The organism is Bacillus sp. FSL K6-0042 (assembly GCF_038006685.1).
Classification (GTDB): domain Bacteria; phylum Bacillota; class Bacilli; order Bacillales; family Bacillaceae_G; genus Bacillus_A; species Bacillus_A pseudomycoides.
The window spans coordinates 1,745,275-1,756,783 of sequence record NZ_JBBOVS010000001.1 but is presented as its reverse complement, the minus strand read 5'-3'; the positions used below and the strand labels follow the sequence as shown (position 1 = coordinate 1,756,783).

At 36.6% G+C, this 11,509-nt stretch carries 12 protein-coding genes, 1 riboswitch and 1 other annotated feature; of the genes, 10 read left to right on the top strand and 2 right to left on the bottom strand.

Annotated features, from left to right (window positions below; translation table 11 throughout):
- Nucleotides 1-2: 2 nt before the first annotated feature.
- From MHH45_RS09125 to MHH45_RS09105, 5 genes are all read left to right on the top strand, one after another.
- On the top strand, nt 3-215 hold the full coding sequence (locus tag MHH45_RS09125; RefSeq protein WP_016114018.1) for a DUF3906 family protein: 213 nt from the start codon (nt 3-5) through the stop codon (nt 213-215).
- A gap of 249 nt (nt 216-464) precedes the next feature.
- Nucleotides 465-1,241: a uroporphyrinogen-III C-methyltransferase gene (gene cobA, locus MHH45_RS09120; protein ID WP_016114019.1), complete on the top strand. Its 777-nt coding sequence runs from the start codon at nt 465-467 to the stop codon at nt 1,239-1,241.
- A 1-nt stretch (nt 1,242) separates the two neighbouring features.
- On the top strand, nt 1,243-1,995 hold the full coding sequence (locus tag MHH45_RS09115) for a sirohydrochlorin chelatase (RefSeq protein WP_033671030.1): 753 nt from the start codon (nt 1,243-1,245) through the stop codon (nt 1,993-1,995).
- On the top strand, nt 1,970-2,587 hold the full coding sequence (locus tag MHH45_RS09110) for an NAD(P)-binding protein (RefSeq protein ID WP_088094145.1): 618 nt from the start codon (nt 1,970-1,972) through the stop codon (nt 2,585-2,587). The genes MHH45_RS09115 and MHH45_RS09110 overlap by 26 nt, the downstream gene beginning before the upstream one ends.
- 176 nt (nt 2,588-2,763) lie before the next feature.
- Nucleotides 2,764-3,011 (top strand) — a binding site (T-box leader).
- 111 nt (nt 3,012-3,122) lie between these two features.
- The gene (locus tag MHH45_RS09105) at nt 3,123-4,481 is read left to right on the top strand and encodes a sodium-dependent transporter (RefSeq protein WP_016132635.1); all 1,359 of its coding nucleotides are present in this window, start codon (nt 3,123-3,125) and stop codon (nt 4,479-4,481) included.
- 82 nt (nt 4,482-4,563) lie between these two features.
- Here the strand turns inward: MHH45_RS09105 and MHH45_RS09100 are convergent, their stop codons facing one another.
- Together MHH45_RS09100 and MHH45_RS09095 are read right to left on the bottom strand one after the other, a co-directional pair.
- Entirely contained in the window at nt 4,564-4,728 is a 165-nt protein-coding gene (locus MHH45_RS09100) for a hypothetical protein (protein WP_016114023.1), read from the bottom strand.
- 226 nt (nt 4,729-4,954) lie between these two features.
- Nucleotides 4,955-6,196 carry a murein hydrolase activator EnvC family protein gene (locus MHH45_RS09095; protein WP_016114024.1) on the bottom strand — a complete coding sequence of 414 codons (1,242 nt, stop codon included), beginning with the start codon at nt 6,194-6,196 and terminating at the stop codon, nt 4,955-4,957.
- Between the two features lie 497 nt (nt 6,197-6,693).
- Here MHH45_RS09095 and gltP point away from each other — a divergent pair, with 497 nt between their 5' ends.
- The 5 genes from gltP to MHH45_RS09070 all read left to right on the top strand — a co-directional run bounded on the left by gltP (nt 6,694) and on the right by MHH45_RS09070 (nt 11,493).
- Nucleotides 6,694-7,965 (top strand): glutamate/aspartate:proton symporter GltP, encoded by a 1,272-nt coding sequence (gene gltP / locus MHH45_RS09090; protein WP_016114026.1) that lies wholly within the window; start codon nt 6,694-6,696, stop codon nt 7,963-7,965.
- Nucleotides 7,966-8,030: 65 nt separating this feature from the next.
- Nucleotides 8,031-8,549, top strand: coding sequence for a DUF402 domain-containing protein (locus tag MHH45_RS09085; protein WP_088094146.1), 519 nt, complete (start codon nt 8,031-8,033; stop codon nt 8,547-8,549).
- A 149-nt stretch (nt 8,550-8,698) separates the two neighbouring features.
- Nucleotides 8,699-8,803: riboswitch (SAM riboswitch) on the top strand.
- Nucleotides 8,804-8,897: 94 nt separating this feature from the next.
- Complete coding sequence (locus tag MHH45_RS09080; RefSeq protein WP_033671057.1) at nt 8,898-10,214, top strand: Na+/H+ antiporter NhaC family protein; 1,317 nt, start codon at nt 8,898-8,900, stop codon at nt 10,212-10,214.
- A gap of 215 nt (nt 10,215-10,429) precedes the next feature.
- A complete protein-coding gene (locus MHH45_RS09075) occupies nt 10,430-10,786 on the top strand; it encodes a lmo0954 family membrane protein (protein WP_016114029.1) in 357 nt (118 codons plus the stop codon).
- A gap of 44 nt (nt 10,787-10,830) precedes the next feature.
- Nucleotides 10,831-11,493, top strand: coding sequence for a PspA/IM30 family protein (locus MHH45_RS09070; protein WP_003196232.1), 663 nt, complete (start codon nt 10,831-10,833; stop codon nt 11,491-11,493).
- Nucleotides 11,494-11,509 lie beyond the last annotated feature (16 nt).

The window sequence follows — 11,509 nt, the reverse complement described above, 5'->3', positions numbered from 1 at the left end:
ATATGGATTTGTATCGTTTTGAAGCAGTATTGGCAAATGGTGTTGTTCCTGTAGTGGTTGTTGCGCAAAGTGAAGAACAGGCGTTTAAACTTGTGGAAGTAGAATTAGAGAAGTATTTTTTACCGCTTCCAGAAGTGAAAGAAATCTCTCTCTATGAAAAAAAGAAGATTCGAACAGGTGCAGCATTTGTCATTCATGAGCAGGAGACAGTGTAATACAAGTTGAAAAACCGATATCAAACCTTTCTTTTCAGGTGGGAGAGAGCATTCGGCCATGCATAGCAGCGGTCAGCTCCTCCTCTTGCCTCATGTCGAGTGAAAACAAAGAGAGAAAACGAGTGCAGGTCACCTTTTGTTCTTTATAGCAGTGACTTATATGTTGGAAAATCAAAATGGATTTATATAGTAACTTCTATTCGTAATAGGGATGGAAGTTTCACCTTATAGTAGAAATGAGGAGAGATGATGGGAAAAGTATATATCGTTGGTGCAGGGCCGGGAGATCCAGAGTTAATTTCTGTAAAAGGGGTAAAGTGTATCGAACGAGCGGATGTCATTTTATATGATCGTCTTGTAAATAAGGAATTACTTTCTTATGCAAAGCCAGATGCAGACTTAATATATTGTGGGAAGCTACCAAACTATCACACCATGAAACAAGAAACGATTCATGCTTTTCTTGTTAAATATGCGAAAAAAGGAAAAATTGTAACGCGTTTAAAAGGTGGAGATCCATTTGTATTCGGAAGAGGTGGTGAAGAAGCGGAAGCGTTAGTAAAGCATGGTATTCCGTTTGAAATTGTACCTGGTATTACAGCTGGGATTGCTGCTTCAGCATATGCTGGTATTCCTGTTACACATCGGGACGCGAGCGCAAGTTTCGCTGTTGTGACAGGGCATCGGAAAGAGGGTGCTGAAGAAGATGTGAAGTGGGAAAACTTAGCGAAAGGTGTTGATACGCTTGCTGTTTATATGGGAGTAAGCAACCTTCCTTATATATGTGAACAGCTTTTGAAACATGGAAAAGGAGAAGATACGCCAGTTGCTATTGTGGAGTGGGGAACTACATCATCTCAGCGAACCATTACAGGAACGTTAGGAACAATTGTAACGATTGCTGGAAAAGAGCGGATTCAAAATCCGAGTATGATTGTGATTGGAGAAGTTGTTCGTTTTCGTGAAAAAATTCATTGGTTTGAACGCCAGGCTGACATTACGTATCCAGTAAGCGAAGTGTTATAAAATGAAAGCTGTGTTATATATATGCCATGGAAGTAGGTTGCGAGAGGCGAAAGAGGAAGCGATAGACTTTGTTTCTTCTTGTATGAATCGTGTATCAGCTCCTATTCAAGAGCTGTGTTTTTTAGAGTTAGCAAAGCCTTTTATTTCAGAAGGCTTTGCTGCTTGCGTAAGAAGAGGCGCAACAGAAATTGTTGTTGTTCCGGTCTTTTTATTAGCAGCAGGGCATGTGAAAGAAGATATCCCAAATGAGTTGAAAAAAATGAAAAATAAATATCCTCACATTGTAATGACTTATGGGAATCCGTTTGGTGTTTCGGAATCACTCGTATCGGCTGCGTATAAGGGAAGTGGCATTAAAGAGTATGAAAATGAAGTGACCCTATTACTTGTTGCAAGGGGGAGTAGTGATCCTGAGACGTTACAAGATATTAAGCGTATTGCTTCTTTGTTTGAACAAGAAGAGAAAGTTGGAAAGGTAGAAGTATGTTATTTAGCTGCAGCGGAGCCGCGATTTGAGGAAAAGTTAAAAGTAGTTGTAAACCGAGCTAATGAGAACATCGTTGTTCTGCCTTATCTACTATTTACAGGATTGTTAATGAAACATATTGAACGAGAGGTTCGCAATTATAGTTATTCGAGTATACATGTATGTCCTTATTTGGGGGAAAATCATGTATTTCAAGAAATGTTGATTCAGAAAACGGAAGAAACTTTAAGGGGAGATGAGCGTGTACCCACTTACAGTTCGAATTAGAAATAAACGAGTTGTTGTCATTGGTGGTGGCCGAGTGGCATCATATAAAATCGCGCCTTTACTAAAAGAAGGAGCGAATATAGTAGTAGTGAGTCGTGATTTAGATAAGAGTTTAATGAAGCTTGTAGAATCAAAGAAAATTCGCTGGTTTCAAAAAGACTATGAAAAAAGTGATCTAGAAGATGCATTCTTAGTAGTAGCAGCTACAAGTGATGCAATATTAAATGAGCATATTGCACAAGATGCATCATTAAACCAGCTTGTGAATGTGATTACTAATCCTGAAAGTGGAAATGTTCATTTTCCAGCAACTATGCATAGAGGAAAGCTCAATGTTGCCGTTTCTACTGGAGGTGCAAGTCCAAAACTTGCGAAAAAAATTCGGGATGATATTGCGATGAAATATGATGAGACATATGAAGACTATCTTGATTTCTTATATGAAGTAAGAATGAAGGTGAAACAATTACGACTAGAAAAAAGACAACAGAATATTTTATTGCAAGAAGTGTTGAAGCTTGAGTATATTCAAAACCAGCAAAAAAGAGAAAGGTTTTTACAAGAGTTAGCTGAAAGAGTATGTGTAGAATAGAATACACGTATTGCTGAAAATATAAATTAAAAAACTGAGATAAACCTTTCTTTTTAGGTGGAAGAGAGCATCCGGCCATGCGTAGAAGCGGTCGGATCCTTTTATATAGCCGGATAAATTAAATTCCTCTTTACAAATATAGCAATCTACTCTATAATCACAAGTAACTTCAATAGATGAAATCGATGAGCAAGAAGAGTACGTATATTTGATGCGTTCAGAGAGCTGGGATAAGGTGTGAGCCCGGTACGATAAAATATACAGAATGGGTTTGCGAGAGGTATGCTGAACTATTTAGTAGGCAACCCGGGTTCCGCCGTTACAAGGATAGGGTATCGGAATTTTTCCTGTACCTGAACAAGTGGGATTATTTAATCCAATCGAGGTGGTACCACGGTATTCTATTACATATATCGTCCTCTACATGCATAGTAGCGTGTAGGGGGCTTTTTTATTTTCTAAAGGAGGTGTGCGAGTATGAAATGAAAGTGTATAATTAAGAAAAGTGTAAATATTCAGAAAAGGAGAATTTACAATGAAAGAAACACAGCAATGGACATCGAAAATAGGTTTTGTACTCGCAGCAGCCGGAGCCGCAGTAGGACTTGGAGCGATTTGGAAGTTTCCGTACGTTGCAGGTAATGGTGGAGGAGGAGCATTTTTCCTAGTCTTCTTATTATTAACTTTGTTTATTGGTATGCCTCTTCTTATAGCTGAGTTTGTTATAGGTCGTAGTACACAAAAAGAAGCGGTTACTGCATATAAATTGTTAGTACCAAATAGTAAATTATATCCATGGATTGGTCGTATGGGCGTTGTTACTTGCTTTAGTGTATTATCCTTTTATAGTGTCGTAGGTGGATGGATTTTATTATATCTATATTATAGTGTGACAGGGAATTTTTGGAGCGGGGCAGTTGAATATGGCAAATTGTTCGAACAAACAATTTCGAATCCTGCTAGTGCGGTAGGCGCTCAGCTGATCTTTATGCTTTGTACTATTTTTGTTGTAAGTAAAGGTGTAGAAAAAGGAATCGAAAAGGCAAGTAAGTATATGATGCCGCTATTATTTATTTTGTTTATTGCTATTATTATTCGTGCTCTTACACTTGATGGTGCATGGGCTGGTGTAGAGTTTTTCTTAAAACCGGATTTTTCAAAGTTAACAGCAGATACGATTTTGTATGCGATGGGACAATCTTTCTTTTCACTAACAGTAGGAGCTTCGGTAATGGTAACATACAGCTCATATTTAAAGAAAGAAGAGCATTTAGCGAAATCAGCAACATCAATTGTGAGCTTAACAGTTTTTATTACAGTGCTTGCCGGACTAGCGATTTTCCCGGCGATCTTCGCGTTAGGGGTTAAACCAACAGAAGGACCAGGTTTATTGTTCATTGTTCTCCCGGCAGTATTTGCAAAAATACCATTCGGACAATTTTTCTTTATTATGTTTTTAATTTTATTCTTCTTTGCAACCTTAACTTCTGCAATCTCGATGCTTGAAATTGTTGTTGCATCTGTAGCGAAAGATAATGAGAAGAAACGTCCTTCAGCATCATTTATTATTGGATTACTCATTTTTGCCGTTGGAATTCCATGCGCTCTATCATTTGGGGTTATGAGTGATGTAAAAGTCTTTGGAAAAACATTTTTTGACTTAGTGGATTTTGCGGTAAGCAATGTATTGCTGCCGTTAGGAGTACTAGCGATTTCATTGTTTGTACCGAATAAAATGAGTAAAGATTTACTAATGAAGGAATTAGAAGTTACAGAAACGAAAGGAAAAACATTATTTAACATTTGGTTTTTCTTACTACGTTATGTAATTCCAATTACAGTAGTAATCGTATTTTTAAATGCAATTGGTATATTTAAGATGTTTGCAAAATAAAAAGGCGAGGGGAAATTCCCTGCCTTTTTATTTTATCCCGCTATTCGCGGACAGTAATACTCTCGCTGGTTAAAGTTTCACTTTATTGTGATGTAGATGTTTTTAATAAACGAGTATATGTTTTATAAGCTGTAGCAATTGATATAACGGAACCAATTAAAAATAGGATCGAACTACCAAGCGTAAATAATCGGCCAACATATGTTTCTTTGGCTTCTTGTAGTTCTGCTTGTTGTTCTGTATTCATGTGTATCCCCCCTAGATGAATAGGCATTTTGTTTTAGTCTATGTAAAATGCCTACAAAGTGTTAAAAATAATGGAGGTGAATAAAAAAGAACCTGCTTTCGGGATAAATAAAGAAACTCGGTATGTACCGAGTTTCTTTATTTATCTGCTAGTAAAACTCCTGCCTCAAAATTCAGTGAAAGCAAAGAAGTAATATGGTAAGAAACACAATGATTAAAGTTTCCTTTTATAATCCGATATAACTTGAAGGATCAACTGCATTTGTTTTACCTACATTCCATTCACCAATATGAAGTTCAAAATGTAAATGTTGTCCGAAAGATTGACCGGTGTTCCCCATAAATCCTAATTGCTCGCCTTGTTTTACAGTTTGTCCGTTAGATACAGAACGGCTGCTCATATGAGCGTATACTGTTGTATAAGTTTTTCCGTTTATACGATGTGATAAGTAAACGACGTTTCCATAACTGGATGATAATTCGGAACGAATAACAACACCGTCTGCAGCGGCGATAATTGGAACTGTTCCAGCGGCTGCGATATCAATGCCTTTATGATTATCTAGGGAACGAGCGCCGAATCCAGAAGTTTTTGAACCAGCGGCTGGCTTAATAAATCCACCTTTGTTCGTATCTTGCGGTGTTGGTGCAGATTGTTTTTTTGCGTCCTCTGCCTTGCGTGCCTCTTCAGCTTTACGAGCTTCTTCCGCTCGTTTTTCTTCTTCAATTGCTTTTTGAACCGCTTGTCGTTGATTTTCTAAAATGCTCTTCGATTCTTCTAATCCCTCAATCTCAGAATCTACTTTGGATACTTTCGTATGTAGATCGTTAATGAGCGCTTGTTGCTGCTGTTGATTCGCTTGCAATTCTTGTTGCTTATGTTCTAATTTTTGTTTGGATTCCTCTAATTGCTGTTCCTTTTTCTCAACAGTCTCTTTTTCTGCTGTTACAGCCTCTTGATCACTCGTTTGTTTTTTTACAATATCGGTATCATTATTTAAAATCAAACTTACGGAATATATATTGTCAACAAGATCTGCGATGTTATTTGAATTTGTTAACACTTCCGTAATGATATTTGTGCGAGGTTTTTCTTGCATAGATTGCAGTCGTTGTTTAATGACCTCTTGACGTGTATCTATGTTTGTTTGTAATTGCTCAATATGTTTCTTTTTCTCGGCAATGACTTGTTGAGTCTTGCTAATTTCTTTCTTTGTATCATTTAAATCAGCTTCATTTTTATTAATAGAAATAGTTAGTTCATCAATCTTTTTTTGTAATTCTTGTATTTCTTTTTCTGTTTGTTCTTTTTCTGCTGATTTATTTTGTAAGTCGTTTTGTTTTCCCTCTAATTCTGATTCAATTGTAGATAATTTATCTTGATTTGTTTCCGCGTGTACTGGTGAAAGTAACGGAGAAACAAAAATAGTTCCTGCTGCTAAAACGCTGAAAGCTGCAAATTTCTTCATTGTTGTCTAGCTCCTTTCCCTATGAATGTATATATCATAAGAAGAAGAAGGGTGTCTATTGTTGTAATCATACTGTAAAGAAAATTTTATAAAATTGCTAAGTATTGTCGGAATTAAGAATATTTTAGGAGAGTTTGTCGCCTAATTGTAAAGTTAAAATTGGTATTAAGAATCGAATTTTTTAATTTTAGCAGCACGTAAAATGAATAAAAATGATTTCATTTTACACAATAAAGCTTTGTTTTAAAATCTATAAGTGAATAGTGAGGAATCGTTCTCATGTGAGGTTTTCTGACATGAGTTTTATTTTTGTCAAGAAAATTATTTGTATTCATGTAAACTTATTTAGTTGTCAGATTTCCTTTTTTGATTTATCATTTTTAACAGGGACAAAATGTAGTGAATTGTCGAATAATATGTAATACTCTTAATTTCTTAGTTTCATAGAACGAGAGAAGGGGAGAGTTAACGCATCTAAGAAGGGGGTTGCAGCAAGTATGAAAAAACTTGGACTTGCATGGCAAATTTTAATAGGTCTTGCGCTTGGTATTGCAGTTGGGGCAATTTTTTATGGCGATAGCACAGTTGTAGGATACTTAAAACCAATTGGTGATATTTTCATCAGATTAATTAAAATGATTGTTGTACCAATCGTCGTAGCGAGCATCGTTGTTGGGGTTGCAGGAGTTGGTGATGTTAAAAAGCTAGGTCGATTAGGCGGAAAGACAATTATTTACTTCGAAATTATTACAACGATTGCGATTGTTGTTGGCCTACTGGTAGCGAATATTTTTCAACCAGGAAAAGGCGTGAATATGGATCAGTTAACAAAGACTGATATTTCTAAATATGCAGAAACGACAGCTCAAGTGCAAAGTCATTCGTTTGCAGATACATTTGTAAATATCGTTCCGACGAATATTATGAAATCATTGGTTGATGGCGATATGCTTGCCATTATTTTCTTCTCTGTACTATTTGGTTTAGGAGTTGCGGCGGTTGGTGAAAGAGGAAGACCGGTTCTTCAATTTTTCCAAGGTGTAGCAGATGCAATGTTTTACGTAACAAACCAAGTTATGAAGTTCGCACCATTTGGTGTATTCGCATTAATTGGTGTTACAGTTTCTACATTTGGTTTAGCTTCACTAATTCCGTTAGGGAAATTAGTAATCGTCGTTTATGGATCCATGATTTTCTTCGTCGTAGTTGTATTAGGACTTACGGCAAAATTATTCAGGATTAATATTTTCCAATTCTTCAAAATTTTAAAAGATGAGCTGATTTTAGCGTATTCTACTGCGAGCTCAGAAACGGTTTTACCGAAACTGATGGAGAAAATGGAGAAATTCGGTTGTCCGAAAGCAATTACATCTTTCGTTATTCCAACTGGTTACTCGTTTAACTTAGATGGATCGACGCTATACCAAGCGATTGCGGCAATTTTCTTAGCGCAAATGTACGGTATTGATTTATCCATTACACAACAAATTACATTATTACTTGTATTAATGGTTACATCTAAAGGGATTGCCGGTGTACCAGGGGTATCATTCGTTGTACTATTAGCGACACTTGGTACAGTAGGTATTCCAGCAGAAGGTTTAGCATTTATCGCAGGTATTGACCGTATTTTAGATATGGCTCGTACAGCAGTTAACGTTGTAGGTAACTCTTTAGCAGCTGTTGTTATGTCTAAGTGGGAAGGTCAATATGACGATGCAAAAGGACAAGCCTATTTAAAAGAGATTTCAGAGAAACAAGCAGCGTAATAATTGTCGGAAAAGCCCTCACATAAGATGTGGGGGCTTTTCTGCATAGTAAAGGAGAGAGAATAATGAAACGGAAATACGGAGATGGTTCGTCCTGGGAACGGCTAATAGAGAAAACATATGAAGTGAAGATCATAGAGCAAGGAATGTTAGGGATACTGCATACGCCAAAAGTGACAGAGCCTAGTTACAAGCAATATAATAATCAAGAACTTTGCATTGTAAATGATGGATACACATGGGTGCAGTATTTTATAAATAATAAGCACTTTGCAATTACGGCTATGCTCGATGAAAAGAAGAACTTAGTGCAGTATTATATTGATGTGGCAAAAAAATTTAGAATAGATGGGCGAGGTATGCCCTATTTCGACGATTTATATTTGGATGTAGTGTTATTACCTAATGGTGAGGTATATTTACTGGATGAAGATGAATTAGAAGAAGCGTATATAGCTGGAGATATTTCTGAAGAAGAACATAATGTAGCGTGGGATACGGCCAAATGGCTTATGGAGGAAATTGAAAAAGAAAGGCTTCCTTGGATTGCAATTTTAGAAAAAGAAATTCAAAAATTAAAGTGACTATTTTCCTTTCTTTATGCTGATTTATTCGTGTTTTTGTATAAATATCAAAAAATACCAACTGTTTTTATACAAATAATAATTGACTTTTGATTTGTAAGCGAGTAAAGTTAGGGGAGAAATTATTATTAAAAATAAAATATGAAACCTTCTTATAAAGAGAGGCGGAGGGACTGGCCCTACGATGCCTCGGCAGCGGACTCACGATGGAGTGCTGTGCCAAATCCAGCAAGCATGTGCTTGAAAGATGAGGAGAGTGTTTCTTATAGATGTATAAGACCTCTTCTTTTCGGAAGAGGTCTTTTGTTATTGAATAGAAAAGGTTTAGAAATAGGGAGAGATGTTATTTTGAAACAAACGAGAGGGAATGGTTTGGCGTTATTACCGCTTGGAATATTTTTGGGGCTATTTATTGGTTCTGGCATTATTACAGGTGATTTCTATAAATTGCCGATACTTGTTGCGATTTTAATAGCTGTAGGAACAGCGTTAGCGATGAATCGTAAGGAAAGCTTTACAGTGAAAGTTGAACGGTTTGCCAAAGGGGCTGGTAATCCGGATATTATGATTATGGTGTTGATTTTTGTACTTGCTGGTGCGTTTTCTGAAACAGCAAAAGGAATGGGTGGAGTTGACTCTACAGTTAATTTAGCACTATCTATTTTACCGCAAGGGTTTATCGTTGCTGGGATTTTTGTTATAGGGGCCTTTATTTCACTAGCGATGGGAACTTCGATGGGGACTATTGCAGCGTTAGCACCAATTGCTGTAGGGATTAGTCAGCAAACTGATATTTCAATTGCGTTAACGATGGCAACAGTTGTCGGTGGGGCAATGTTTGGTGACAATCTATCATTTATTTCTGACACGACAATTGCAGCTGTTCGTTCGCAAGGAACAGAAATGAAAGATAAGTTTAAAACGAACTTTTTAATTGTACTGCCAGCTGCAATTATAACGATTGTACTATTAGTAGTTATTACATTAGGGAATCATACAGAAATTAAGGCTCATACGTTTGATTGGGTGAAAATTTTACCATACGCAGGTGTACTTGTTACAGCGTTGCTTGGATGGAATGTGCTCATCGTATTAACAGGTGGAACTGTATTATCTGGCATTATCGGCCTAATAGATGGAAGTTATACATTAGCGAGTTTCTTTAAAAGTGTAACGACTGGCATTGGCGGTATGATGGAGTTGGTATTACTAGCAATTTTAATCGGTGGAATGGTTGAACTCATTCAATATAATGGTGGTATTCAATATTTAATGGATATATTAACACGTAATATTCGTTCGAAAAAAGGCGCGGAGTTTGGAATCGCCGGTTTAGTGAGTATGACGAATATGTGTACAGCGAATAACACAATTTCTATTATTTTCACAGGACCGCTTGCAAAAAATATTGCCGATCAATATGAAATTGATCCACGAAAATCAGCGAGTGTATTGGATCTTTTCTCATGTTGTATACAAGGATTAATTCCATATGGTGCTCAAATGTTAACGGCGGCAGGATTTGCGGCATTGTCACCGGTTGAATTGTTGCCATATGCGTTTTATCCAATCTTAGTTGGAGTTTGCGGTATCATTTCTATCTTAATAGGTTTTCCAAGATTTTCAAAGGTAGCGGAAAAAAAGCAATATCATAAAACAGCATAAAGAAAAGAGGATGTCTTATATAAGGCATCCTCTTTTCTTTATGAAGCGTATATACTTACTTCCAACCTGCTTTGTTTAACTTTATATGCATTTTAATGTAGGGCTGACCCGGAATAGGTCTTAAGTCTGATTCGAAAACGGTTCTTAAGCTCGTTATGGAAAGTCAAAAAAATAGTTAAGATAAGAGTATCAAATCGAAGGGAGGCAAGCACAAGATGAAACAATTTTTAGCGTTTATCGCGGCCGGTATTTTGGCTTTGATTGCTCTTGGTAGTCTTGCTGGTATTGTAGGATTCGTAATTGGAGCAGGGATTGTGTACTGGAGCTATAAATCATTTGTGCGAGCACAATCATTTTTTGGAAAGTTAGCTTGGGGTATTGTCGGTTTAATCGGCTTGTCAATTGCCCTTTCCCATTCCCCAGCATTAATCGGTATCGTAGCATTAGTAGTTTTATACTATGGATACCGTGAGTGGAAAAAAGAAAAAGATGTAGTAGTTGATTCTGCTTCAGAAGGCTCTAAACGATATAGCAACTTTGAAGATGAGTGGAACAAGTTAATGAAAAACTAATATAAAACAATTTAAATCATAAAATAGAAGAGAGGAAGATTATAATGAAACAATCTTTATTCGGACGTGTACGCGATGCAATTTTAGCAGATTTTCATAATGTTTTAGATGAGAAAGAAAGAAAAAATCCAATCGCTATGTTAAATCAATATTTACGCGATAGCGAGCGTGAAGTAACAAAAATTGAAAAGTTAATTCAGCGTCATAAAACACTAAAATCTAATTTTGCTCGTGAACTTGAGCAGGCTCGTTATTTCGTAAATAAGCGATCAAAACAGGCGATCATTGCACAAGAAGCAGGGGAAATGCAATTGCATGAACGTGCATTAGAAGAAGTAGCATATTATGAAGGGCAAGTAGCTCGACTAGAAGAAATGTATGCAGGTGTAGTGGAGCAAATTGATGAGTTAGAACGCCGTCTTTCTGAAATGAAAAATAAACTAAAAGAAATGAATGCAAAGCGTATGGAATTAATGGCACGTGAAAACATGGCTCATGCGAACCGTCGCATGAATACAGCTCTTCATAAAATGGATGAGAACAACCCATTCTTACGATTTGAAGAAATTGAAGATCACATTCGTGATTTAGAACTTCGCATGAATGAAGATCATGAGCGTGATACATTTGATATGAAAATTGCAAAGCTTGAGCGTGAAATGAAAGAAAAGGATGAAGTATCCTTAACAAAAGAAGTAACAAAATAATTGTAGTACATTATAA

What these genes read in the sequence shown, in the direction of transcription:
- MHH45_RS09105 (WP_016132635.1), top strand. Translation starts at nt 3,123, where the DNA reads ATGAAAGAAACACAGCAATGGACATCGAAAATAGGTTTTGTACTCGCA.
- cobA (WP_016114019.1), top strand. Translation starts at nt 465, where the DNA reads ATGGGAAAAGTATATATCGTTGGTGCAGGGCCGGGAGATCCAGAGTTA.
- MHH45_RS09070 (WP_003196232.1), top strand. Translation starts at nt 10,831, where the DNA reads ATGAAACAATCTTTATTCGGACGTGTACGCGATGCAATTTTAGCAGAT.
- MHH45_RS09100 (WP_016114023.1), bottom strand. Translation starts at nt 4,728, where the DNA reads ATGAATACAGAACAACAAGCAGAACTACAAGAAGCCAAAGAAACATAT.
- MHH45_RS09115 (WP_033671030.1), top strand. Translation starts at nt 1,243, where the DNA reads ATGAAAGCTGTGTTATATATATGCCATGGAAGTAGGTTGCGAGAGGCG.
- gltP (WP_016114026.1), top strand. Translation starts at nt 6,694, where the DNA reads ATGAAAAAACTTGGACTTGCATGGCAAATTTTAATAGGTCTTGCGCTT.
- MHH45_RS09095 (WP_016114024.1), bottom strand. Translation starts at nt 6,196, where the DNA reads ATGAAGAAATTTGCAGCTTTCAGCGTTTTAGCAGCAGGAACTATTTTT.
- MHH45_RS09075 (WP_016114029.1), top strand. Translation starts at nt 10,430, where the DNA reads ATGAAACAATTTTTAGCGTTTATCGCGGCCGGTATTTTGGCTTTGATT.
- MHH45_RS09085 (WP_088094146.1), top strand. Translation starts at nt 8,031, where the DNA reads ATGAAACGGAAATACGGAGATGGTTCGTCCTGGGAACGGCTAATAGAG.
- MHH45_RS09125 (WP_016114018.1), top strand. Translation starts at nt 3, where the DNA reads ATGGATTTGTATCGTTTTGAAGCAGTATTGGCAAATGGTGTTGTTCCT.